Here is a 24,818-nt window from a genome sequence, read left to right on the forward strand (position 1 = left end):
AAATGAAAATTATTATTAAAAAAATAGCTTATTTAGGCCTGCTCTGTGTGATTACGCTGACAGGAAGTTTAGGCTATGCATCTGTATTGCATACTTCGAATTCTACTGAAACGGCCAATAACGATGGACTATCTTATTTGGATAAGGCTGATCATCTGGCTTATTCTATGGGATTAACCGCTAATTCTGATAATACGAAGGAAGTAGATAAGCTGATTAATAATGTTAAAGTTTTTTATAACCCGATTTCAGAACAAATAAGTTTATCATTTAAATTAGGGAAACAAAGTTCAGTTGCGATTAAAGTGATGGACGCACTTGGAAATGAAGTCGTTCAGTTAATGAATGGAAGTTTAGATGCTGGTAATCAAAATCTTTCTTTTGATCCAACTGGTAAACTTAATTCAGGATTTTACTTTATCCGTGTTGTTTCTGGCTCAGAAACTGTTGTAAAGAGATTTTCTGTGCGTAAATAGAAATTAAACGATAAAAAATATAAAAGGCTTAAATGATATCATTTAAGCCTTTTTCGTTAATTAGGAATTTCACTTTCTTCTATCCACAAGCCATCCGATTTAATGATGTTGATGAGCTCGTCTAAAGCATGTGCTGAACTTACATTTTTCTTAACAACTTCTTGACCGCGATAAAGTGTAATCTTATCAGGTCCGGCTCCTACATAGCCATAATCGGCATCAGCCATTTCACCTGGACCGTTAACAATACAGCCCATAATGCCTATTTTTAATCCTTTTAAATGATTTGTTCTATTTCTAATCATCTGCGTGGTCTCTTGCAGATCGAATAATGTACGTCCACAGCTCGGGCATGATATATATTCTGTTTTAGAAATTCTAGATCTTGTTGCTTGTAGGATTCCAAATGATAAGGATACTATTTTGTCCAAAGGTGTTGCTGGCGAATCAATCCAAACTCCGGATCCAAAGCCATCAATTAAAAGTGCTCCTAAATCGGTCGCTGCGTATAACTGAAGTTTCGAAATTGGTTCTTCCGGATTCATGAAATCACCAATTGGTCCAGAAAATGCCACGGCTTCGTAGGTTCTTTTAATGATAACCGGGTTATCTAAGCCAATTTCTTGAAGATTTTTGAAGAATTGTCTTTGTTCTGCCATGCCATGAACTGCTGTTGTCTCTAAAAGAAACACAATAGTTTTATCAAGTGGTAGCGTTTCAAATAAACTTGTTACTAAATCTTCGTTTTTAATTTTTACTATATTTAAAGAAGCATCCTTCTCATTAGCTTGATTGAATTCTTCCAGCGTAAATAAAGGGTGTATATTGGCTTTATTTTGAATACTTTTCCACGTGTTGTAATTATACAGTTGTTTTAAATTTGCCGGCATGTTAAAAGATGGCAATTGATCGCCTAGATAAACAAAATCAACCGACTGCTCTCCCATGTGATATTTGTCTAACAGCATATCGTAGCGGTAGCCTGCTTGCGACAAGAAACCGGCATCTTTTAGATTTTGTCTGGAGATGTCAACTACTACACGTGGGACCAATGATCCTCCAATAAAAGTATTGACTTCTTTTGAGATATAAGGAGTAGGGCTGTTATTGTCTGTTAATTTTAAGATTGGAGGAATCACAGACGTATTGAAATCGTGCTGTCTTTTTGTATATCGATTAACTAAAGCAATAGCAACTGGAGCTTCTTTTTCTGGCTCTTCAGTCAGCGAAACACGTACTGTATCACCTAAACCATCTTCTAATAAAGTTCCTATTCCAACAGCTGATTTGACGCGTCCATCTTCTCCATCACCAGCTTCCGTTACACCTAGATGTAATGGATAGTTCATGTTCTCACTAATCATCTTCTCGACCAGCAGTCTATAGGCACGAACCATCACTTGCGGATTGCTTGATTTCATGGAGATACATAAATTGTAATAATTTAAGTCTTCACAAATTCTGATGAATTCCATAGCCGATTCAACCATTCCTTCTGGAGTATCACCATAGTGACTCATGATTCTGTCCGAAAGGGAACCATGATTGGTTCCTATGCGCATAGCAGTGCCATATTCTTTACAAATATTGACTAAGGGTTTGAATTTTTTATAAATACGGTCTAATTCAGCTTGATACTCACTGTCTGTATAGCTCAGTTGGTCGAACTTCTTCTTATCGGCATAGTTACCCGGATTTACACGTACTTTTTCAACGATTCTTGCTGCAACTTCTGCCGCATTGGGAGTAAAGTGAATGTCTGCTACTAGAGGAACATGATATCCTCGGGCGCGTAATTCTTGCTTAATATTAGCCAGATTATTAGCCTCTTTTATAGAAGGAGCTGTTATTCGTACATATTCGCAACCAGCATTGACCATTCTGATGGTTTGTTCCACAGAACCCATGGTATCCATGGTGTCGATTGTTGTCATACTTTGAATACGTATCGGATTGTCTCCACCCATGGGTACATCTCCAATTTGTACTTCTCTTGTCTTCCACCTTGAATAGGTGGTTTGCGAGTTGCAATAAATACCAGGTAATGTCAAAAGTTTACTTGTGTCCATATCTAATGCAAAGTTATGCATTCTACTGCACTTCTCTAGGGTCTTTTTAGTAGCGGCTAACTGTTACTGAGGTTATACCACCATCAATTGAAATTTTGAATTTATTTTTGGCATTTTCAAAATTAGGACTTGTCAGTATTCCTTTGTCTCCACCTTTTATAAAACTGTCATCAGCATCTACAGTTGACAGTGCCATTTCTGTAATAATCTGGCATGCGACTTCTCTTGGTAATGCTATTTTTATGGAAGAAGCACCGGCGTCAATATTAATATTAGAAATCATTTGTGGATTTCCGAGTTTAAGATCTAGATTACTCGCGCCAGCATCAACTGTAAGATTTTTAATTTTAAAATTTGATAAGTCACCTTGCATATCTGCAGCACCTACGTCAAAGTTTAAATCCCAGATGATATTTTTGTTTAGCTTGATAATGGTGGAATTTCCTTTTGAATCTATTCCTTTTTTTGTTTTTCCACTTAAATTAAGCGTTGCAGCCCCGTCGTTCTTAACATCAGTATTTAATGATAGAAAATATTTGTCAGATGTATTGGCTGCTTCAAAGAGATTTGCTACGGTTGTATCTTTTAATACTAACTTGGTAGCTCCTAAGTCAATATTGGCAGTCGCATGGCTGGTATTTATATTTTTCTTGGCAGAGACAGCGTTTGAGGTTCCGATGAAATCTTCTTCATTTTCGGAATCAATATCCAGATCTCTATTTTCCATGATTCGGGATAAGAAACTTTGGTTAGGTGTTGTGATGCCTATAAATGTGAATATTGCTAAAATGACGCATGTGGTTCCGATAGATATCATATATCCAATGTCTTTCTTAGGAACAAGAATATTTACGCCTACCAAAATGATTAATAATGGCCAATAGCGAAAAACTTCGAACCAATTAAACTCAATAATATCCATTTTACTTAAGAGTAAGATTACTCCGATGAATAAAAATATAATGCCTGTGGTGATTCTTTTTGCGTCCATAATAAAATTATTTGTTCGTTTGTTTTTAAAACTACAATACAAATGTAATCTAAAATAAATTTTTGATTTTATGAATTAGGTTATTCATGTACTAATCTCGGTAAAATATATGATTTCATCGGTAATTGAGAGATTGTATTTCTTGGGGACGATCTATTTTTGCTTGTTTTGAGGTTATGGTATTCTTATGAATCTTGTATCGCTATCGTAATGTTATGGCAAACCAATTTGTAATATATGGTGTTATAGTAGTATATTAGACGTTAAAGAAGAAAAATACTATTTATATATGATATTTCACCATATTGGTTCTTATTTGTTATTGCTGCGGTCGGTTTTTAAGAAACCAGAAAAAGGAAAAATTTATTGGAAGGAAACGATGCATGCCATGAACGAAATTGGTATAGGGTCTTTAGGTCTCATTCTTATTATTTCTACGTTTATTGGGGCAGTTATGACGATGCAAATTGCCTTTCAGTTGGTTTCTGATTTGATTCCAAATTCAATAATTGGTTCCATTAACCGAGATTCCAATATTTTGGAACTGGGACCTACGATTTCTGCTTTGGTGCTTATGGGAAGTGTTGGGTCTTCTATTTCATCACAAATCGGCTCCATGCGTGTGACTGAGCAAATCGATGCTTTAGAGATTATGGGTATTAATGCACCAGGTTACCTTATACTACCCAAAATATTGGCTGGAATTACCATGGTTCCTGTTTTGGTTATCTTAGCAATTTTTTGTGCTATTTTGGGTGGACTCATCGGAGGAGCTCTTTCTGGAGCAGTAACACCATCAGACTATATTATGGGAATTCAAGAGGGCTTTAATGGCTTTACCGTTACTGTTGCAATTGTAAAAGCATTTGTTTTTGGCTTTATCATCACTTCCATATCTGCATATAAAGGTTTTACGGTTCGAGGTGGGGCTTTAGAAGTCGGTCAAGCGAGTACTAAAGCAGTTGTTATTGGCTGTATTACAATATTGGCAGCTGATTATTTAATAACGGCTCTCATGCTTTAATTTCTTTTAAAATAATTATGATAAAAATAGAGCAGATTTATAAATCCTTCGGAAGTAACGAGGTATTGAAAGGTATTGATGCCACTTTTGCACCAGGTAAAGTAAGTTTAATTATTGGAGGATCAGGCTCTGGAAAAAGTACCTTGCTAAAATGTATGGTTGGGCTACATGAGCCGGACAAAGGTCGTGTTCTCTTTGATGGTAAGGATTTTTCAAAACTTAGTTTTGAAGACCGTATTCCAATTCGAAAGGAAATTGGCATGTTATTTCAGAATTCGGCATTATTCGACTCCATGACTGTGGAGCAAAATATTATTTTTTCATTGGATATGTTTACGGAGATGTCTAAATCTGAAAAATTAGACCGGGCTAATTTTTGTTTGGAACGGGTTAATTTGAAAGGAAGGAATAAACTTTATCCTTCAGAGTTATCCGGTGGGATGAAAAAACGAGTTGGAATTGCTCGTGCAATAGCCATGAGTCCAAAGTATCTTTTCTGTGATGAACCAAATTCGGGTTTGGATCCAGAAACTTCCATTTTGATTGATGAGTTAATCTTAGAGCTAACAGAAGAGTATAATGCGACAACAATTGTGGTTACGCATGATATGAACTCGGTAATGGGTATTGGAGAATATATTCTATATCTCTACAAAGGGCAAAAGTTTTGGGAAGGTTCAAATCAAGATATGATGCGGTCTGATGTGGAAGAATTAAATAATTTTGTATTTGCAAGCCCACTGATGAAGCGAGCAAAAGAAACGATGTAATCTATTCATCATTGCGTATTTGTTTTTAGATTTACGTATCTTTGCGCCAAATTATTGATTTTGACTACTACAGATATACAATTATTAACACCACAACATTGGAAAGATTACGAGTTAATCGATTGTGGTGATTTCGAGAAATTAGAACGCTTTGGCAATTTAGTTTTGATTCGTCCAGAACCGCAGGCTGTATGGCCAAAAACGCTATCTGCAGCGGAATGGAATAAACGCCATGATATTAAATTTAAAGGTCGCTCTGCTACTTCGGGAGAATGGTTGAAAAAAAATCCTAAAGCGCAGGATCGTTGGCATATTCAATATAAGAATGATGATGTTGCGATTAAATTCCGTCTGGGATTAACTTCATTTAAGCATGTTGGTATTTTTCCTGAGCAAGCGGTTAACTGGGATTATATTTCACAGTCAGTGCGTGCTTTTGAAACGGAAAATCCTAAGGTCTTAAATTTATTTGCTTATACAGGTGGTGCATCATTGATTGCGCGTGCCGCTGGAGCAGATACAACTCACGTGGACTCTATTAAACAGGTAGTTAGTTGGGCTAATGAAAACCAAGAGTTGTCGGAAATTGATAATATTCGTTGGGTAGTAGAAGATGCATTGAAGTTTGTAAAGCGTGAGGTAAAAAGAGGAAATAAATATAATGGTATTATTTTAGATCCTCCGGCTTATGGTCATGGTCCTAAAGGGGAGAAGTGGAAACTGGAAGATCATATCATGGAAATGATGCATGATGTGGTGCAATTACTAGATCCTAAAGAGCATTTCTTGATTTTAAATACTTATTCGTTAGGTTTCTCTTCTGTTATTGTGGAGAACTTAATTCGTACTGCGTTTCCAAAAGTAGAAAATCTAGAAGTCGGAGAGTTATATTTGCAAGCTACTGCGGGACCAAAATTACCTTTGGGTGTTTTTGGTAAGTTCAGAAAAGTTGCTAAATAGATACTATAACAAAATATAAATTAATAAAAGGATAGCCGATTGGCTATCCTTTTACTATTAATAAGTTTCTCTTTAATTCAGTATATTGTACTGTTGGAACTTATTAAAATTTTATTTCTGCGAGTTCTCTTTCTGCACTTTTGAGTTGCTCCGGTATACATTCTACAATTTGATCTGAAAACCCCTTTAGCTCATTTTTTAATCTGCTGTAATAAGCTATTCCTTCTATAAGTTGATTTTTGAACTTTTCGACATATTTTATTTTTTTGTCATTGACCGTGTCGGCATTCATTTCTACATATTTTTTGATGTGTGCTACATATAAGTATAGTTCACTAATAAATAAAAATGGCCTTTTATCATTTTTGATCAAATCGTCTTTGCCATAAATATGATTAATCATCTGATCAAGGGAGAACTTATTTTTAAACCAAACAGTATTTGGACCTGGACAAATGGATACAGCATCTTGTTCTTTATGTTTCAGGATGTTATATTTTAAATATGCCGGGGTAGCTAGTCCATCACATAGACATGTCTTTTCTGTAATAAGATCATATTCCATATTATAGGTTTTTTGATCTAATGATTTTCCCTGTAATTCTTTTATTTTTTTGTCTTGATATGCACGTGAAGCTGTACATAGCGGTTCATTACTGAAATCTAAGTTTGATACGAGATATTTCTTTTTACATGGACTTCCGGGTCTTCCGTCTTTTATTCTTTTTAAGCGTAGGCGTTCTGCAGAGCTTTTTCTGAAATTATTAAAAGGTACTCCGAGAGGAGAAGCTCCACTGATATAAAAGTCTTCTTCTTCCGATGTGGTCAGTGCTAATAATGTTTCATCATCGACTGTGGTTGCTTCGGGGACCAATAAAAATGGTGATCCCCATCCTACAGCATCAAATTCATAATGTTTCAGTAGGAATTGATGTTCACTTGATGTGCCCACACCTCCTTGAACAGTGTATTTAATCGGCGGAGCAGCTTGGAAGTTGCAACCTTTTTGTAACCAATAATTCTGATAAATGCTGAATAGTTCTTCCTGTAATTCGTGTTTTTTATTTTTAAATTCGGATAGGATAGGACCTAATAAAAATCCTTCTGTTGCAAAGGCATGTCCACCACAATTTAGCCCAGACTCTACACGAAATTCTGAAACCCAGATTCCTTTTTTCGCTAAAAACTTTGCTTGAATCAATGCTGATCTGTAGTCGCTAACTTTTAGTGTTATTTTTTTCTGAAAAGTTCCATCTTCTTGCTGGCAGAAAGCAGGCAACTCTGCTAAATAGGCGTATAGTCTTGGATTCATACCTGCTGATAAGATGACAGACGACTGCAGGTCTGATTGTGCAAAACCTCGTAAGGCAGCTAGCGCGTCTGAGTAAGTATCATCTAATGCAATTCCATCTTTATCATAATTAATTTTGTCGACTTTAGACATGATATTGACATCGATATCTCCAGCTTTGATAAAGGATCTAAGGATTTGCTTTTTTTTAGCCTTTTCTAAGATATCTGTTTCTGAAAGCATCGCATAATAGATATTTTTTGCGGGGTGGGATTCGGGGATGAGCTGGAAGTAGCGATCGATCTCTGATCCTTTTTCAAAAAACTCTATACGCATATGCTCAATTTGTTCTTGAACAATGTTGGAAACCAGATTTAAATAACTGGAAATACGATGAGCTCTGTAGTCAGGTTCTTTTTTTGTTATCGGATGGTATTCTTTTTTGTTTAGGGTACAATAGTATGCTCGAATACGCTCAATTAATTCATCATCTACAATGGATATCACAGATGAAATACCAAATCGAGCGACTTTTAAAGGGGAATCTATTGAAAATGCTAGACCCAAAACGGGAATATGGAATGAATGCGTCATATCAGTTTTATTTCAATACGAAATACCGAATAAAAAGGATATGAAAAAGTAATGTCTGTGTGTTTAAAAAATGATATGCGTCACTTTTATTATATCCCTAAAGAATCTTCTGCCCGATCTCATGTAATAGTTATGATTCTTTTACACCTTTAGTTGTAGTACAGTTTTACTGCAGGTGAACGAATGGGATTTCTAAAATGGCTGTATGGATAATATGAAAGAAAAACAAGCGGTCTTAACCCGCTTGTTTTTCTAATTTCGCCAGTTTGGCTAATTCTTCTTCTAGATCTAGTTCTACACGAAGATTATTGACGATATGTTTTTGTCTATCGGGAGTGTTTTTACCCATATAGTATTCCAAAAGTTGCTGTATTTTATTGTCTTTAGATAAGAAGACAGGGTCTAAGCGCATATCTTTTCCGATAAATAAACCAAATTCGGAAGGGGAAATCTCTCCAAGTCCTTTAAATCGGGTAATTTCGGGCTTATTTCCTAATTTTGCAATTGCGCGTTGTCTTTCTTCATCGGAATAGCAATATATGGTTTCTTTTTTATTCCGTACACGGAACAAGGGTGTCTGTAAGATAGACACGTGACCAGCCTTTACTAAATCAGGAAAAAACTGAAGGAAAAATGTCAAGAGAAGTAAGCGGATGTGCATACCATCTACATCGGCATCTGTAGCAAATACAATGTTGTTATAACGTAAGCCATCTAAACCGTCTTCAATATTTAAAGCATGTTGCAGTAAATTGAACTCTTCATTTTCATAGACAATTTTTTTAGACATGCCGTAAGAGTTTAAAGGTTTTCCTTTTAAACTAAAAACAGCTTGTGTCTGTACATCTCTAGATTTAGTAATTGAACCTGAAGCTGAATCCCCCTCGGTGATAAATAAGGTTGTTTCCTGATTACGTTCGTTTTTATCGGAGAAATGGACCTTACAATCGCGTAATTTACGGTTGTGTAACGAAGCTTTCTTGGCACGTTCATTTGCAAGTTTTTTGATACCGGCAATATCTTTACGTTCTCTTTCCGATTGTAAGATACGTTTTAACAGAGCGTCTGCTGTATCTGAATTTTTATGCAGGTAATCGTCCAATGCTTTTTTTAGAAAGTCATTGATAAATGTTCTTACAGTTGGACCATCTGGACCGATGCTTTGGGAGCCAAGTTTTGTCTTGGTCTGTGATTCAAAGACCGGCTCTTGCACTTTGATTGCGATCGCGCCAATGATAGATGACCGTACGTCTGATGCTTCAAATTCTTTTTTATAGAACTCACGGATTGTCTTCACTAAGGCTTCGCGAAACGCTGCTTGGTGTGTTCCTCCTTGCGTTGTATGTTGTCCATTGACAAAAGAGTAGTATTCTTCACCGTATTGCTGTCCGTGGGTAATCGCGATTTCAATATCCTCACCCTTTAGGTGAATGATAGGATAACGCATGGATTCGGTGTCAATATTCCGCTCTAATAAATCTTTTAGACCATTTTCAGAGATGAATTTCTGTCCATTGAAATTAATAGTTAATCCAGAATTTAAAAAAACATAATTCCAGATCATGTTTTCCACAAACTCTAAACGATATTTGTAATTTCTAAAGATGGTCTCATCGGGGTAAAATATAACTGCGGTACCATTACGCTGTGTTGTTTCTTTTTCTTCATCTGATAGTAACTCACCTTTACTAAACTGTGCGATACGGGTTACTTTTTCGCGGTATGATTGTACCGTGAACTGTCCAGACAAAGCATTGACAGCTTTAGTACCGACACCATTAAGACCTACAGATTTTTGAAAGGCTTTGCTATCGTATTTACCTCCGGTATTGATTTTGGATACTACATCTACGACAGAACCAATGGGAATTCCACGTCCGTAATCCCGAACAGCGACTTTATTGTCGTTGACCGTAATATCGATCGTTTTTCCAGCTCCCATCACAAACTCATCAATAGAGTTGTCGACTACTTCTTTTAATAAGACATAAATACCATCGTCGTACGCAGAACCATCTCCTAATTTCCCAATATACATACCGGGACGTAAGCGAATATGTTCTTTCCAATCGAGGGAACGTATACTATCTTCGTTATAAGTACTCATGTTTTTTAATTATTCTTCGGTGTGTAGCAAAAATAGCAAAATAAAGATTAAATAAGTGCAGTCACGATCTGAAAACATTTATTTAGAATGGAAGATCTCTCTAGAGGAGCGTTTGTGTAATTGTTCTCCAATAAATTGTATAAATATTTATATTGCATTCCCTATTATTTACTTAAATTTAGGAAACATTATAAATAGAAATTATGGGCTTATTTGATAAAATACGGAATGAGTTTATCGATATCATTGAATGGGTAGATGATAGTCCTGATACTATAGTCTGGAAATTTCCACGGTATCAGAATGAAATAAAAATGAATTCGCAGTTAACAGTACGAGAAGGACAAGTTGCTGTGTTTATGAATGAGGGGGTGATTGCGGATGTCTTTACTGCGGGTAGACATGTGCTGACAACTCAGAATATGCCTATCATGACGACCCTCCAAGGGTGGAAATATGGATTCAATAGTCCATTTAAAGCAGATGTGTTTTTCATAAGTTTGCGTCAGTTTACTAATCAAAAATGGGGTACTAAAAATCCTATTATGTTAAGGGATGCTGAGTTTGGTCCTATACGGCTTCGGGCTTTTGGATCTTACGCTTTTCAGGTTAAAGATGCTGCTGTCTTCTTAAAGCAAATTGCGTCGACTAATCCAACTTTTACGGTTGAAAGTATTAATGAGCAACTTCGAAATATCGCTGTAACCAGAGGGATGGATGCAATTGCAGAGTCAAAAATTGCTGTCTTAGACCTAGCTTCTCATTATGATGAGGTATCCAACTTTATACAAGAGAAAATACGTCCTGAATTTGAAGAGATCGGTTTGAATCTAAATAAATTTCTAATTGAGAATATTTCATTGCCCGAAGAAGTTGAAAAGGTATTGGATAAAAGAAGCAGTATGGGTATTGTTGGAAATTTAGGTGCTTATGCTCAATTTCAAGCAGCTAATTCCATGGAAAAAGCTGCTGAAAACCCCAATGGCGGAGGTCTTATGGGCGCAGGAATGGGTGTTGGATTAGGTGCCGGAATGGCTGGCCAGATGTCAGGTATATTTCAACAGAATAAATTTGAAGGCAATAATCCGACGGGTGCCTCTCCATCGGTGGCACCACCGGCGATACCACAAGCGGTTCAGTATTTTCTAGCGATTAATGGAGTTCAAGAAGGACCTTTTTTGATTGATCAGCTGAAAGACGAGGTAAGAAGCGGCAAACTAGTTTCTTCTACACTCGTTTGGAAAGCTGGACTGGAAAATTGGATTGAAGCGCGTGAAATTGACGAATTGACAAGCTTGTTTAATGCTGGCCCTCCGCCAATTCCGGGGGCATAGATTCTGTTTATGAGTTTTGAGGAAAAGACAACGGAAGTTAGTCAGAATTTAAAGTGTCAGGGTTGTGGGGCGATTTTAGCTTACCAACCAGGAACGTCATATCTAAAATGTGCTTACTGTGGTACTGAAAATCAGATTAAGGAAAGTGACTTAACGAACCAAGTTATCAGTCCGGTTGATTATGAAGAATTTACAGCAGCGATGCAAGATATTCATGACGCTCGGTTTACGGTTGCTGCTGAGGTGGTGCATTGTCAAAACTGTGGAGCCAATTCTACATTAGATCCGCATGTTACAGCAGATTTATGTGCTTTTTGCGCTTCTCCTTTGGTGATTGACCATCAAGAAAAACGTATTGTAAAACCACATGGGGTGATTCCGTTTTTTATTGAGGAGAATAAGGCATTTCCGCTTTTTAAAAAATGGGCTGGAGGTTTATGGTTTGCTCCCAATGATTTTAAGCGTATTTTTAGTGCGCAAAATAATAGGTTGAAAGGTGTTTATATTCCTTTTTGGAGTTATGATGCCGAAGCGAGTTCTTCTTATGAGGGGCAACGAGGTGAATATTATTATGTCACTAGAACTAGAAGAACTGCTGATGGCAAAACAGAGACCTATGAGGAGCAACAGACCAGATGGTATTATGCTTCTGGACGTGTTTTTAACCGATTTAAAGATGTTATAGTTAGTGCTTCAACGTCATTACCTAATAATTTTGCTTCAAAAATAGGTCCTTGGAATATGGAATATCTGAAGCCTTTCAATGATCAATATCTTAGTGGATTTATCGCAGAAACCTTTAGTATTGATCATGTGGCTGGTGCTCATGCCGCCAAAAAAATTATGGATGATGAGATCGCTGATACCGTCAGATCGGATATCGGCGGAGATACGCAAAGGATTGACGATATTGATTCTGTTTATAAGGATATCAGGCTAAAGTATATCTTACTTCCGGTTTGGCTGTCGGCTTATCGATATAAGGGTAAAAGTTATCAGATTATGGTTAACGCATTTAACGGTAAGGTTTATGGACAACGACCATATAGCTTTTGGAAGATTGCGCTCTTGATATTGTTTGTAATAATTCTAGTCGTTTTGTTAAGCCAAATGGGATAATCTTGTTATAAATAAAAAATGGTCTTATTGAAAATACAATAAGACCATTTTTTATGATATGATCGATAGCTTTATTTGTTTAAAGAAAGTAAGAACCCTATTGTAAAGTTGGCATCCCAGTCAAATACAAAGGTATCGCAGTTCGTAGCATCTTTAATTGCTTTATAGATATTTACCCCACTTTTGATTTTTACTTTATCGGTATTATAGGTTTCTGGATTATTTAATACGGTAAAACGTTCTTCGCCAGTACGTGTTTGTTGGGCCAATTCAAATGGCACTCCCCCTATGATAAAACAGATTTCTCTGTTGGCTGCAGGAATTTTTGCTGTTAACGTTTTTACTTCAGTATAAACATCTTCATCTTTTAAGTTCTTTTCGTAGTATTTCGCACCTGGTGCTTCAAGTGATTTTGTTTCACCAGCAACCCATGAAATTTTAGTATTACCTGAGCCAATATCTACGACAAAGGAATTGTCCTGATAAGAAGGAGGAAGTACGCATTTTAGTGCTAATTTACCTTCTTGTTCTGCTGTTACTAAATTAACAACAAATCCCATTTTCTTTAGTTCGGAAACAATAACTGCTGTCTTAGGTTCTTTTTGTGCGCCGGAGCTGATGACAAAGTGTATGTTTTTTGATTTAACACCTTTGTCAAACATAGTTCCAATGTAGTCTTTAAGTCCTTTCCGGATATCTTCTGTACTGGCTAGACCTTCATAGACAAATGATTTGCCAAAATCTTTGGAAATGATTTCCCAGTGATTCTGCTTATCGATATTTACGACAAAAGAATTGAAACCTGAGGCTCCGACTTCGATTACTCCTTTATATTCACCATTTACAGGTTTTTCAGGTTGATAGTTAAATGTTCTTTTATCGTCAGTTGATTGTTTCGATGGATTGGACGATATATTAATAGCTGTGGTATCGGAGGTGCTCGTTGATTGTCCATCAAATTTACCAGATTCGAAAGCCCAATAGCCCAGAGCCAGTAATGGGATTGCAATAATTATTGCTTTAATTGGCCAACGTAATCTAGCCCATGTTGATTTTTCTTCCATAATTATAGTGTATTTTTTTTAAATTGATTAATCTAATAATGTAAATCCCTTATCTATTTTTTCTTCCGGTTTGAGTTCATAACTTGCGTCTGCCATCTGGCTTACATTCAGTACTTTCAAATTTCGTTCATCTACTTTACGGATAAATTCTTCTAATTCTACTTGGGTAGGAGCTCCTCCTACTGTTATGTTATTGTTTTGATCTAAAAAGTCTAGGTTTGATCTGATGGAAGCAATATTTTGGCTGATGGCTCCTGTTGCGGCATTCATAGCTTCTTGGAAAGCCCAACCGTCTTTTATATTAAAGACATCGGCAAGCCCTTCTGTAGCATTTTTCATCTTTTGAGTAGCTTCTAGTTTTTTTGAGATAATCGAAATACTGCTGTCTAGAGTACTTACATAAATTCGAGCAGCACTTTCATTATCTTTTAGTACTTCTAGTACCTTTGCAAATTGATTAGCATACTGTACATAGCTTCTCGCATTTTGTTCTTCAGACTCTCCTTCTTTTCCTAAGAGAAATGCTTTTGTCCGTGTCTCTTTTGCATTTCGCATGTAAGCATTCGCTTTCTCCGTATTGTTGTTTTTCGATTCATTTTGGGCATTTTCATCTTGACTTGCCGCTTCTGCAGTGAAACGTTTTGCATAAATGTATTTTTCTTCTGCTGTTTTTTGTGCGGTTTCACCGCTTTGAATCATATCGATACGAACGCCATCTACATTACTTATTTTTTCTTTTACTCTTTTTAAGGTATCTTTTGCGTCTTTTGATAAAAGCTGTAAGGTCTCTATTGGATTATTACGAATAATGGCTTTTTCGCCTTTAAATAAAAGGACAGTGCCAAAGCGATGTAATAGCTGAATAATTTTTGGCGCTAATAGTAATAAGGTTATTAATAAAATACTGAATATTACGAACAAAATACTTTTAGCGGCATATTCAAGCATGACGGGTAAAAACTTGAAAAAAGCAATTGCTCCGCCAATAACCAATGCCCAAAAGAATATACTGGAGATTGTCTTTTTGGCTTCTGGTGTTTGCATCTGAGCAGGCAGATGGTCTCCTAATACTTGAAAAATTGGTAGCTGTGATTTTATTTCAGCTGGAATATTAATGTACTGTTCTTTCTTTTCCATTGGTTTATATCTTATGAGATTGACCTTTCTATAATTGCTAAGGTTGTTTGTATATCATTGACGACTTCATTGACAGCGGCGTTTCCAATTGATATCTTTTGCTCTATCTCTTTTAGTTTTGGCTCATATTTATCATTAATCTGGGCTAGGGTAATTTGTTTCTTTTTCAAATCATCCTGAAGCTTTGCAATGCTATCGGTCAATGTTTTTATTTCATTATTTAAGGTTGTCTTTTCAAATTCACGGTCTTGTTCTGCTTTATGCTTTTCCGATTCTTTTTGCTGTGTTTCTTTGGCTATGGTTTCTTTCAGTTTGTTAGCATAATTAGTGCCAGTTGTTTTTAGCTTGTCCTTTGTTAAAGTATTATCAACAAACTTAAGCGAAGTATAGGCTGCTTTCAGTGTTGTTTCGTCTACTTTTCCCATTGCAGCCGCAGCATTCCATACCTCAAAAAAGTCTAATCCTTGTTCATTGAGTCTTTCCAGTATTCCGAGCACCTTCAGTTTCATTTGTTTAATATCGGTGGAACCGTCATTGGCTGTAATGGGTATGGCTGGAGGCTGCTGGTTTGAAACTGTTTTTATTTCGGGGGCTGTTGAATAATCTTTTATTTCTGTAGCGGGTGGATTTTTTTGGATATCGGGAGACGGGTTTTTGAGCTGAGTCTCTTCCTGATCTGTAAAAATTAGCTTTTTAAGACTATCCAATATACTATAGCTTTTATTGTTTCCTTGATCAGTCATAATTTTTGTTAGTTAAGTATAGTAAAAATAATAAAAAATGGTAATCTTGATTCATATTACTACATTTTTAAAACATTTATTTTATATCACGATTGCCCTGTCGGGCAATCCGAAATTTAATTGTAATCTATTTAATGATAAGGGACAGGCTAGGAGGGATATAAATCAATCAATCTATTGAGTTTGGGATAAAAAAAACTCGGAAAGCTAATTTCCGAGTTTTCGTGATGATAAGAAATAATAATTTGAAACGATTATTTTATCTACCAAAATCATCTTGAACACGAACAATATCGTCTTCGTTTGAAGGATTTTCGATATCGGTATGTTGCCATATTTCAGCTAATATACCGTAACCATCTAATCCGATTAATCGGTGGCGCTGACCTTGACGAAGTTTGATGACACTACCTGCTGTTAGCGTTTGTACAACTGATTCGTCATCTGTATCCGATACCATAACGCCCACAGTTCCGTGAATTACTTTCCAAATTTCGGCACGACGGTGGTGATACTGCCATGATAATCTTTTTTCGGGAGCTACAACGAGAATTTTTGGACTTAATTTGCCAGAAATTTTTAGGTCTTTTACATCTAATCCGTCGAAATACTCATCGGCAAATTTTTGTGCTTGATCTTCGTTGATTACAAAGAAACCTCCCCAGGGTCTTGTCTGATCTGATTTATCAATTTCAAATCCTTTTTCTTTTAACGCTTTATCTAATTCCTCAAATAGCGTTGATTTATCAGTTACCATAAATATGTGTCTTAGTAAGAATGTACGGTTATTTTAGTGCTAAATATAAATAAAATCTTTTAAATAAAAAGTGCATAAACGTTTTAGCGATATTTTTTTTGTTTACAATTTATCTATTGTTTTTATTTCTAGTTACGTTTGGTTTCATCTGAATCGGATATTTATTAGAAGTTGCATACGTCCTATTTGAAGTGTGCTATGATTATATCCTCTCAAAATATTTGATTAGTTTTGTAATCCTATATTAAAATTATCAGTATGTCAGAAATTAAAATAGATCGTGAAAATACGTCTTTTATGCAAGCTGTTGCTTTTGTTAATCAGACAAATCAACATGTTTTTCTTACAGGAAAAGCAGGGACCGGAAAAACGACATTTCTGAAATATATACGTGATCATAGTTATAAAAAAATGGCGATCACTGCGCCAACTGGTGTTGCTGCTATGAATGCGGGAGGTACAACCCTACATTCACTTTTTTGGTTGCCTTTCGGAACTTTTATAGAAGATCACGAGCTAAAATGGGATGAACAGGATGGACATATTTATAATAAAAGCCGCTTATTCAGTACTATTAAACTAACTAAACAGCGTCGGACGATTCTTCAAGAATTGGAATTATTGGTTATTGATGAGGTATCGATGGTTCGGGCTGATACATTAGATGCTATTAATGTTATTCTGCAATCTGTGCGTCGTGATATGCGACCATTTGGAGGTTTACAATTACTTTTTATTGGAGATCTTTATCAATTACCACCCGTAGTGCGTGATCATGAGTGGCAGGTTTTGCGAAATCACTACAGCTCTGTGTTCTTTTTTAATGCCAAGGTTCTTCGTGACAATCCACCGATTTTATTAGAGTTAGATAAGATTTATAGACAGCAGGATGAAGGTTTTATTTCCATTTTAAACGCAATTCGAAATAATAACTGTGATATCGAAATGCTGAAAGAATTGAATACCTACTATAAGCCAGATTTTGAGCCAAAGGAAGGAGAGCAGTTTATTACGCTTACTTCACATAATCGAAATGCTGATGATATTAATGGAAAAGCATTGGCTAATCTGTCTGGTAAGATGCTGAATTTAAAAGCTGTTGTTAAAGATGATTTTTCTCAAGGATCTTATCCCGCAGAAGAGATTCTTTCTTTGAAAATTGGTGCCCAGGTGATGTTTATACGTAATGATACGGGTGAGGATCGGAAATATTATAATGGTAAGATCGGTACTGTGAAAGATATAAATTTGCAAGCTGGAACTGTGGTTGTTAAATTCCCCGATGGAAGTGAGGATGTGACGGCTAAGCGAGAAACTTGGGAAAATATCAAATACAACTATGATAAAGGGCAGGATCAGATCAAAGAAGAAGTACTGGGGACATTTTCACAGTTTCCGTTGCGGTTAGCTTGGGCGATTACTATTCACAAGAGCCAGGGTCTGACATTTGATAAAGCAATTATAGATGCGGGTACTTCATTTGCTGCAGGACAGGTTTATGTTGCATTAAGTAGATTGACGAGTTTAAAAGGGTTGGTCCTGAAATCCATTATACCGACCTACGCAATTAGAACAGATAGTCAGGTTGTTGATTTTGCATTGCGCTCTTCTTTTCAAACCGATATTAAAGAAATATTGGAACAGTGTCAGAGGTCTTATTTGGCACAAAACCTAATTCAATGTTTTCGCTGGGATTATCTAACTACTTCATGTCAAGAGCAAGTTATTGCATTAGCTGATCGTAATATCGATAATAAAGTGGAGGCAGAGGCTTTTTGGTCTACCATACAGTCAAATCTGCTCACACAAGAAAAAGTAGCACATAAATTCATTACACAATTATATGAGCTTTTAAAAAAAACAGATCAACATGTAGACTACGCTTTGATCTGTGACCGTACGACTTCAGCGGTCAATTGGTTCTTACCTAAGATGGATCATGATCTCGTTGATGCGTTGGAACAGCATATTAAGGAATGGCAGATTAAGAAACGAACTAAAAAATACATTGATGAGGCTAAAGAACTGTTGTTGGATTTTAAGCGTAAGCGTGAGCAACTTCGACAGTGTTTGATTATCGCAGATGCATTATCTAAAAAAGATAATTTTCAGGAAGCTTTGGAACAGGTGCAGGAGCAGTCAAAGACAAAAGAAAAAGAAGATTTAGTCGTGCAAAGTGAAGAGGGAGAGAGCTCTAAAAAGTTGGATACAAAGCAGGTAACTCTTGAACTCTACAAAGATGGTGCTAGTATTGAGGAGATCGCGGTGAAAAGAGGTATGGTAGCGGGAACAATTTATGGACATCTTATTCATTTTGTTGGGACAGAAGTGGAGGCCACAGAATTGATTGAACAGGATAAGCTGGATCTCATCATTAATACCATAAAAGCACATCCAGGTAAATCTTCGTCAGAATTAAAGATGATGCTGGGAGCGAGTATAGACTATCCGCATATTAAAATCGGACAAAAAGTTTTAGAAAATCCAGTTCATGATTAAGATGTTTCAAAATATGTGTATGTTTGTAAAAGTTAGCTATAAATAGCCATGGGAAAGTCTAATAAAAACCCAAATAAGTGGATGGTTTTTATCTCATTGCCTCTGCAAATGGGAGTCACAATTTATTTGATGTATATGTTAGGCACCTGGCTAGATGAGAAATACCATTTTTCTAATGGTCTTGCCATGAAAATATGCACATTTATAGGTATTTTCGCCTCACTTTATCATTTTATACGAGAAGCTAATCGATTGAACAGGGATGAATAATTACATTAAATTTATTGCAATACTTCTAATTTTTACTGCGGTCCTCTTTGGGGCGCACTACTTTGCACTACCCTCTTTTGGGATTGCTGATTTTAAAAGTTTAACTGGTTTTGAATTGTATAGTTTATACGCATTTGAATCTGTTGCTTCATTAGTTGTATTAATTGTTATCCTGATCTCCGATTCCGTAATGCCTAAAAATATAGGTTTCATTTTTTTGGGCCTAATTACGTTAAAAGCAGCATTAAGTTATGTTTTTTTTAGAGGGGGATTGAATCATTCGTCCGATGATATATTCGAATATAATTTTTTAATCGTATTTTTTCTATACTTGTTTTTTGACGTATTAGTTGCTTTTAAGGTCATTAATAAAGAAGTGGAATCAGTCAATAAGTAGTTTTAATAAAAAGTTCAAATTAATCGCAAAAAATGACAAATAATATTGTATTTTTGCGCAAAAATAAAAAACAGAACATGGGGAGCGTTAAGAAAGCATTTCTTTTTTTTGCAGTAATTTTATTTGCTGTTAGTCCATTTTTAGTAAAGGCATCTGAGTCTCATACAGCTGAGATTTCAACTCACGCAGAAGAGCCAAAAACTCAGCGGGAGGAAATAGATGAGTATATTGATCACCACTTACAAGACGATCATTATTTCTCTTTGTATACAGATAAAAAAGAAGGTAAGACTTATGGATTTCCTTTGCCAGTGATTATCATTGACGGGGGTGTTAAAATTTTTATGTCCTCAGAATTTGATTTTGGTAAAAATACCGTTGAAAAAGATGGACAGTTTTATAAATTATACCATGGTAAAATCTACAAAACAGATGCTACCGGTACACTTAATTATGATGAACACCATCACCCGACAAATGCTAAGGCATTAGATCTATCAATTACTAAAAATGTTGTGGGTTTAATTTTAGCAACTGTTTTGTTATTCTGGGGATTTATTGGCCTAGCAAAAACATACAAAAAGGGAGCGAATAATTTACCTAAGGGTGCAGGTCGCGTGTTAGAACCTTTAGTTTTATATGTACGTGACGAGATGGCGGTTCCAAATATTGGACATCGTTATAGAGAATTTATGCCGTACTTATTGTCTGTTTTCTTCTTAATTCTAGTTTTAAACCTATTAGGTTTAACACCGCTGGGATTCAATGTTACAGGTAATATTTCAGTAACGATATGTTTAGCAATCTTTACATTTTTATTTGTGAATATTAAAGCAAATAAGGACTACTGGAAGCATATTTTCTGGATGCCAGGAGTACCAGTTCCTTTTAAATTTGTTTTGGCACCAATTGAAGTATTAGGAATGTTTACAAAACCATTCTCTCTAATGGTTCGTTTGTTTGCCAATATTACAGCTGGACACACCGTTATTATGGGATTGATTGCAATTGTTTATGTATTGCAACAACAATTAACGTTGGGAGGTAGTATCGGGGTGTCTATGCTATTGACAACTTTCCTGATGGTAATTGAAATATTAGTAGCATTTTTACAAGCGTTTATCTTCACGATGTTGTCATCGCTATTTATTGGAATGGCTGTTGAAGAGCATAACGAAGCACATCATTAAGAAATTTTTTGTTTAATTATATTTAAATCATTTATTATGTACAATTTAATTGGAGCGGGTTTAATCGTTATCGGAGCAGGATTAGGTCTAGGTAAAATCGGTGGTTCAGCAATGGAAGCTATCGCACGTCAACCAGAAGCAGCATCTAAAATCCAAACTGCGATGATCATTATCGGAGCCTTATTAGAAGGTTTAGCTTTCGGTGCGTTATTATTAGGTAAATAATCACCCAATGAATTTAAAAGTATTATTTATGACGGTTGGTCATAAATAATACTTTCAATTAGACGAAATACAAAAAATATTATCATACATCAATGGAAAAATTAATAGAACAGTTTTCATTTGGTTTGTTTTTCTGGCAAGTCATCATCTTATTAATCATTATCTTTTTATTAGGTAAATTTGCTTGGAAACCTATCATCGCTGCTTTAGCAGAACGTGAACAAGGTATCTCTGATGCTTTGGAATCTGCTGAAAAAGCTAAATTAGAGATGGCGCGCTTAACCAATGAAAACGAATCCTTACTAAAGGAAGCTCGTGTAGAACGTGATCTTATCTTGAAAGAGGCTAAAGAAATGAAAGATAAGATTGTTGCTGAAGCAAAAAATGTAGCCCATACTGAAGGTGCTAAGATGATAGCTCAAGCATCAATTGAAATCAATGAGCAAAAAAACAAAGCAATGGCAGAAGTAAAGAATCAAGTTTCTACTTTGGCATTGGATATTGCTCGTAAAGTATTAAGCAAAGAATTTGAAGACCAAAATAAGCAAGAAACGTTAATTGCAGATTTGCTTAAAGACGTGAAAGTAAACTAATCGGTCATTCAAATTTTATCATTAAAGAAGTATGTCAGTATTTAAAGTAGCATCAAGATATGCGAAATCATTAATTGATTTGGCAAAAGAACAAGGTAGTTTGGACGCTATCAAAACGGATATGGATCAATTCATCGAGGTTTTGAAAGCTAATCCTGAGCTACGTGCAGTATTGTCTAATCCAATTATTAAATTGGACAAGAAAGTAAATATCTTAGAGGCATTATTTAAAGATAAAATCAATCCTGCTATTTTATCATTCTTCAAGATCATGATTGAAAAAGGTCGTGCTGAAGTGATCGAGGCTGCTGCTCATGAATTTGTTCGCGAGTACAATGAAGTAAAAGGAATTGTAAAAGCTACAGTGATATCTGCAGCACCACTTTCTGATACTAATTTATCAGAATTAAAAGCAACAATTGCAAATCAAGTTAATGCGCAGGTTTTGATTACAAATAAAGTTGATCAATCTTTGATCGGTGGGTTTGTAATCACGATTGGTGACAAACAATATGATGCAAGTATTGCAGGTAAATTAAATAGATTAGAAAGATATTTTGAAGGTCAACGCGTTTAGTGTTGATTTTAGCATTTAACAAAATCAAGAACCCCTTATAATAATAACAATGATAGAGGTAAGACCAGATGAGGTTTCGGCAGTTTTAAGAGAACAATTGTCGGGCTTTAAATCAGAAGCCGAACTAGAGGAAGTTGGTACCGTACTTAGTATTGGTGACGGTATTGCTCGTATTTACGGCTTAACTAAAGTTCAGTCCGGTGAATTGGTTGAATTTGATAACGGATTACAAGGTATCGTATTAAACTTAGAAGAAGACAACGTTGGTGTTGTACTTTTAGGTCCTTCAGACATCGTGAAAGAAGGTGATACTATTAAACGTACTAATCGTATTGCATCTATTAAAGTAGGTGAAGGTATGTGCGGACGTGTTGTAAATACATTAGGTCAGCCAATCGATGGTAAAGGACCTATTACAGGTGAGACATACGAAATGCCAATCGAGCGTAAAGCTCCAGGTGTATTGTTCCGTCAGCCAGTAACGGAGCCATTACAAACAGGTATCAAAGCGATCGATGCAATGATTCCAGTAGGTCGTGGACAACGTGAGCTAGTAATCGGTGACCGTCAGACAGGTAAGACTGCAGTATGTATCGATACAATCTTAAACCAAAAGGAATTTTATGATGCTGGTCAACCTGTATTCTGTATTTATGTTGCTATTGGTCAAAAGAACTCTACAGTTGCGAATATCGTTCGTACTTTAGAGGAACGTGGTGCGATGGCTTATACGGTTGTTGTTGCGGCTTCTGCTGCTGATCCAGCTCCATTACAATTTTACGCGCCAATGGCGGGTGCTGCTATCGGAGAATTCTTCCGTGATACAGGTCGTCCAGCATTGATCGTATATGATGATTTATCAAAACAAGCGGTAGCTTACCGTGAGGTTTCTTTATTATTGAAAAGACCTCCGGGACGTGAAGCATACCCAGGTGACGTTTTCTACTTACATAGCCGTTTATTAGAAAGAGCTGCGAAAATCAATGCTTCTGATGAGATTGCTAGAAATATGAATGATCTTCCTGAGTCTATCAAACACTTGGTAAAAGGTGGTGGTTCATTGACTGCTCTTCCAATTATTGAGACTCAAGCGGGTGACGTTTCTGCTTATATTCCTACAAACGTAATTTCAATTACTGATGGTCAGATTTTCTTGGAGTCTAACTTGTTTAACGCAGGTATCCGTCCAGCGATCAACGTAGGTATTTCTGTATCTCGTGTAGGGGGTAATGCTCAGATTAAGCCGATGAAGAAGGTAGCGGGTACATTGAAATTAGACCAGGCACAATACCGTGAGCTAGAAGCTTTCGCGAAATTTGGTTCTGATTTAGATGCAGCAACTAAAGGAGTTTTAGACAAAGGTATCCGTAACGTTGAGATTTTGAAACAAGCTCAATACTCTCCGGTTTCTGTTGAAAAACAAGTAGCAATTATTTATGCAGGTACTAAAGGTTTATTCCGTTCAGTTCCAGTAAATAAAGTGAGAGAATTTGAAGAAGAATACTTAACGTTGTTAGAGCAACGTCATCCAGAAGTTTTAAATGCTTTTAAAGCAGGTAAATTCTCAGATGAGTTAACTTCAGTATTAGAAACAGTAGCTAAAGATTTAGCATCAAAATATTAATTAGATATGAGTATAGAGTATTGAGTATAGCGAGTTATACTCAATACACAGTACTCAATACTCAAATCTCAAATTAAATATGGCAAATTTAAAAGAAGTAAGAATCCGTATCGCATCGGTAACATCAACACAGCAGATTACTAAAGCGATGAAAATGGTATCTGCAGCGAAACTAAAACGCGCTACTAATGCAATTGTTCAATTGCGTCCGTATGCGAATAAACTTCGTGAAATTTTGGCAGATGTATCTGCAAGTGTAGAAGGAAGTAATTCTCCTTATACGGTAGATCGTGAACCAAATAAAGTGTTGATTATTGTTGTTTCTTCTAATAGAGGTTTGGCTGGTGCTTTTAATGCGAATGCAATCAAAACTGCAAATAATTTAGTTGCTGAAAAGTATGCTGATCAATTACGTAAAGGTGATGTAAGTATCATTACTGTAGGTAAGAAAGGATATGATTTCTATGCTAAAAAGCCTGCTTATAATATTATTGCCAATCATAGTGATTTATTCGGTGCTTTAAATTTTGAGAATACTTCAAAAATCACTGAATTTGTAATGGAACAATTCAAAGAAGGTAACTTTGACCGTGTAGAAGTGGTGTATAACCAATTCAGAAATGCAGCGGTACAAATCTTGACTTCGGAACAAATTTTACCATTACTTCCTACGGAAGATACCCTTTCGACTAAGGAAAAAACTGCTGAGGTTGATTATATTATCGAACCTTCGAAAGAGAAGATTATTGAGGAATTAATTCCTAAAGCTATTAAAATTCAATTGTATAAGGCTATTTTGGATTCTCATGCTTCTGAGCATGGTGCCCGTATGACTGCAATGGACAAAGCAACTGATAACGCTGGAGATTTGTTAAAAGCATTAAAGCTTTCGTACAACCAAGCACGTCAAGCTGCTATTACAACAGAATTAACAGAGATTGTTTCTGGTGCAGCGGCATTATCAAACGGATAATTAAGAGTAATATCAATATAGAAAAAGGCGGTGA

The 24,818-nt window shown here is 36.0% G+C and carries 23 protein-coding genes; 15 read left to right on the forward strand and 8 right to left on the reverse strand.

Annotation, left to right across the window (positions count from 1 at the left end; genetic code table 11):
- Nucleotides 1-2: 2 nt before the first annotated feature.
- A complete protein-coding gene (locus JAZ75_RS10730; RefSeq protein WP_052764493.1) occupies nucleotides 3-476 on the forward strand; it encodes a T9SS type A sorting domain-containing protein in 474 nt (157 codons plus the stop codon).
- Between the two features lie 56 nt (nucleotides 477-532).
- Here JAZ75_RS10730 and ispG read toward each other — a convergent pair whose 3' ends face one another.
- Both ispG and JAZ75_RS10740 read right to left on the reverse strand, forming a co-directional pair.
- Nucleotides 533-2,545: a (E)-4-hydroxy-3-methylbut-2-enyl-diphosphate synthase gene (gene ispG / locus JAZ75_RS10735; RefSeq protein WP_208701732.1), complete on the reverse strand. Its 2,013-nt coding sequence runs from the start codon at nucleotides 2,543-2,545 to the stop codon at nucleotides 533-535.
- A 46-nt stretch (nucleotides 2,546-2,591) separates the two neighbouring features.
- Complete coding sequence (locus JAZ75_RS10740) at nucleotides 2,592-3,536, reverse strand: LiaI-LiaF-like domain-containing protein (RefSeq protein ID WP_132843025.1); 945 nt, start codon at nucleotides 3,534-3,536, stop codon at nucleotides 2,592-2,594.
- A 289-nt stretch (nucleotides 3,537-3,825) separates the two neighbouring features.
- On the opposite strand from JAZ75_RS10740, the gene JAZ75_RS10745 reads away from it, so the two are divergent.
- Genes JAZ75_RS10745 through JAZ75_RS10755 form a run of 3 tightly spaced genes read left to right on the forward strand, consistent with a single transcriptional unit; the run spans nucleotide 3,826 to nucleotide 6,290 of the window.
- Nucleotides 3,826-4,560 (forward strand): MlaE family ABC transporter permease, encoded by a 735-nt coding sequence (locus JAZ75_RS10745; RefSeq protein ID WP_183917190.1) that lies wholly within the window; start codon nucleotides 3,826-3,828, stop codon nucleotides 4,558-4,560.
- Between the two features lie 17 nt (nucleotides 4,561-4,577).
- Complete coding sequence (locus JAZ75_RS10750) at nucleotides 4,578-5,330, forward strand: ABC transporter ATP-binding protein (RefSeq protein WP_132771004.1); 753 nt, start codon at nucleotides 4,578-4,580, stop codon at nucleotides 5,328-5,330.
- A 54-nt stretch (nucleotides 5,331-5,384) separates the two neighbouring features.
- On the forward strand, nucleotides 5,385-6,290 hold the full coding sequence (locus JAZ75_RS10755) for a class I SAM-dependent methyltransferase (protein ID WP_132771003.1): 906 nt from the start codon (nucleotides 5,385-5,387) through the stop codon (nucleotides 6,288-6,290).
- A gap of 103 nt (nucleotides 6,291-6,393) precedes the next feature.
- Here JAZ75_RS10755 and JAZ75_RS10760 read toward each other — a convergent pair whose 3' ends face one another.
- Both JAZ75_RS10760 and JAZ75_RS10765 read right to left on the reverse strand, forming a co-directional pair.
- Complete coding sequence (locus JAZ75_RS10760; RefSeq protein WP_208701734.1) at nucleotides 6,394-8,175, reverse strand: hypothetical protein; 1,782 nt, start codon at nucleotides 8,173-8,175, stop codon at nucleotides 6,394-6,396.
- Nucleotides 8,176-8,410: 235 nt separating this feature from the next.
- Nucleotides 8,411-10,282: a DNA topoisomerase IV subunit B gene (locus tag JAZ75_RS10765; protein ID WP_021188656.1), complete on the reverse strand. Its 1,872-nt coding sequence runs from the start codon at nucleotides 10,280-10,282 to the stop codon at nucleotides 8,411-8,413.
- 203 nt (nucleotides 10,283-10,485) lie between these two features.
- Between JAZ75_RS10765 and JAZ75_RS10770 the strand changes: the two genes are divergently transcribed.
- On the forward strand, nucleotides 10,486-11,616 hold the full coding sequence (locus tag JAZ75_RS10770; protein WP_132771001.1) for an SPFH domain-containing protein: 1,131 nt from the start codon (nucleotides 10,486-10,488) through the stop codon (nucleotides 11,614-11,616).
- Between the two features lie 9 nt (nucleotides 11,617-11,625).
- Nucleotides 11,626-12,735: a zinc finger domain-containing protein gene (locus JAZ75_RS10775; protein WP_208701736.1), complete on the forward strand. Its 1,110-nt coding sequence runs from the start codon at nucleotides 11,626-11,628 to the stop codon at nucleotides 12,733-12,735.
- A gap of 71 nt (nucleotides 12,736-12,806) precedes the next feature.
- Here JAZ75_RS10775 and JAZ75_RS10780 read toward each other — a convergent pair whose 3' ends face one another.
- From JAZ75_RS10780 to JAZ75_RS10795, 4 genes are all read right to left on the reverse strand, one after another.
- Nucleotides 12,807-13,799 (reverse strand): hypothetical protein, encoded by a 993-nt coding sequence (locus tag JAZ75_RS10780; RefSeq protein WP_232789407.1) that lies wholly within the window; start codon nucleotides 13,797-13,799, stop codon nucleotides 12,807-12,809.
- A 27-nt stretch (nucleotides 13,800-13,826) separates the two neighbouring features.
- The gene (locus JAZ75_RS10785) at nucleotides 13,827-14,936 is read right to left on the reverse strand and encodes a hypothetical protein (protein ID WP_021188659.1); all 1,110 of its coding nucleotides are present in this window, start codon (nucleotides 14,934-14,936) and stop codon (nucleotides 13,827-13,829) included.
- Nucleotides 14,937-14,947: 11 nt separating this feature from the next.
- Complete coding sequence (locus JAZ75_RS10790; RefSeq protein ID WP_208701738.1) at nucleotides 14,948-15,679, reverse strand: hypothetical protein; 732 nt, start codon at nucleotides 15,677-15,679, stop codon at nucleotides 14,948-14,950.
- 259 nt (nucleotides 15,680-15,938) lie between these two features.
- A complete protein-coding gene (locus tag JAZ75_RS10795) occupies nucleotides 15,939-16,436 on the reverse strand; it encodes a phosphomannose isomerase (RefSeq protein WP_021188662.1) in 498 nt (165 codons plus the stop codon).
- A 258-nt stretch (nucleotides 16,437-16,694) separates the two neighbouring features.
- Here JAZ75_RS10795 and JAZ75_RS10800 point away from each other — a divergent pair, with 258 nt between their 5' ends.
- From JAZ75_RS10800 to atpG, 9 genes are all read left to right on the forward strand, one after another.
- Entirely contained in the window at nucleotides 16,695-18,935 is a 2,241-nt protein-coding gene (locus JAZ75_RS10800) for a helix-turn-helix domain-containing protein (RefSeq protein WP_208701740.1), read from the forward strand.
- A gap of 48 nt (nucleotides 18,936-18,983) precedes the next feature.
- Complete coding sequence (locus tag JAZ75_RS10805) at nucleotides 18,984-19,205, forward strand: AtpZ/AtpI family protein (protein ID WP_021188663.1); 222 nt, start codon at nucleotides 18,984-18,986, stop codon at nucleotides 19,203-19,205.
- Nucleotides 19,198-19,602 (forward strand): hypothetical protein, encoded by a 405-nt coding sequence (locus tag JAZ75_RS10810; protein WP_208701742.1) that lies wholly within the window; start codon nucleotides 19,198-19,200, stop codon nucleotides 19,600-19,602. The genes JAZ75_RS10805 and JAZ75_RS10810 overlap by 8 nt, the downstream gene beginning before the upstream one ends.
- A gap of 32 nt (nucleotides 19,603-19,634) precedes the next feature.
- Nucleotides 19,635-20,792, forward strand: coding sequence for a F0F1 ATP synthase subunit A (gene atpB, locus JAZ75_RS10815; protein ID WP_232789408.1), 1,158 nt, complete (start codon nucleotides 19,635-19,637; stop codon nucleotides 20,790-20,792).
- Between the two features lie 36 nt (nucleotides 20,793-20,828).
- The gene (gene atpE, locus JAZ75_RS10820; protein ID WP_021188666.1) at nucleotides 20,829-21,017 is read left to right on the forward strand and encodes an ATP synthase F0 subunit C; all 189 of its coding nucleotides are present in this window, start codon (nucleotides 20,829-20,831) and stop codon (nucleotides 21,015-21,017) included.
- Between the two features lie 92 nt (nucleotides 21,018-21,109).
- Complete coding sequence (locus JAZ75_RS10825) at nucleotides 21,110-21,610, forward strand: F0F1 ATP synthase subunit B (RefSeq protein ID WP_021188667.1); 501 nt, start codon at nucleotides 21,110-21,112, stop codon at nucleotides 21,608-21,610.
- Between the two features lie 31 nt (nucleotides 21,611-21,641).
- Nucleotides 21,642-22,187 carry a F0F1 ATP synthase subunit delta gene (locus JAZ75_RS10830; RefSeq protein ID WP_021188668.1) on the forward strand — a complete coding sequence of 182 codons (546 nt, stop codon included), beginning with the start codon at nucleotides 21,642-21,644 and terminating at the stop codon, nucleotides 22,185-22,187.
- 49 nt (nucleotides 22,188-22,236) lie between these two features.
- On the forward strand, nucleotides 22,237-23,811 hold the full coding sequence (atpA, locus tag JAZ75_RS10835; protein WP_021188669.1) for a F0F1 ATP synthase subunit alpha: 1,575 nt from the start codon (nucleotides 22,237-22,239) through the stop codon (nucleotides 23,809-23,811).
- A 79-nt stretch (nucleotides 23,812-23,890) separates the two neighbouring features.
- Nucleotides 23,891-24,784 carry an ATP synthase F1 subunit gamma gene (atpG, locus tag JAZ75_RS10840; RefSeq protein ID WP_021188670.1) on the forward strand — a complete coding sequence of 298 codons (894 nt, stop codon included), beginning with the start codon at nucleotides 23,891-23,893 and terminating at the stop codon, nucleotides 24,782-24,784.
- Nucleotides 24,785-24,818: the final 34 nt, after the last annotated feature.

It is taken from the genome of Sphingobacterium sp. UDSM-2020 (genome assembly GCF_016132525.1).
GTDB lineage: Bacteria > Bacteroidota > Bacteroidia > Sphingobacteriales > Sphingobacteriaceae > Sphingobacterium > Sphingobacterium anhuiense.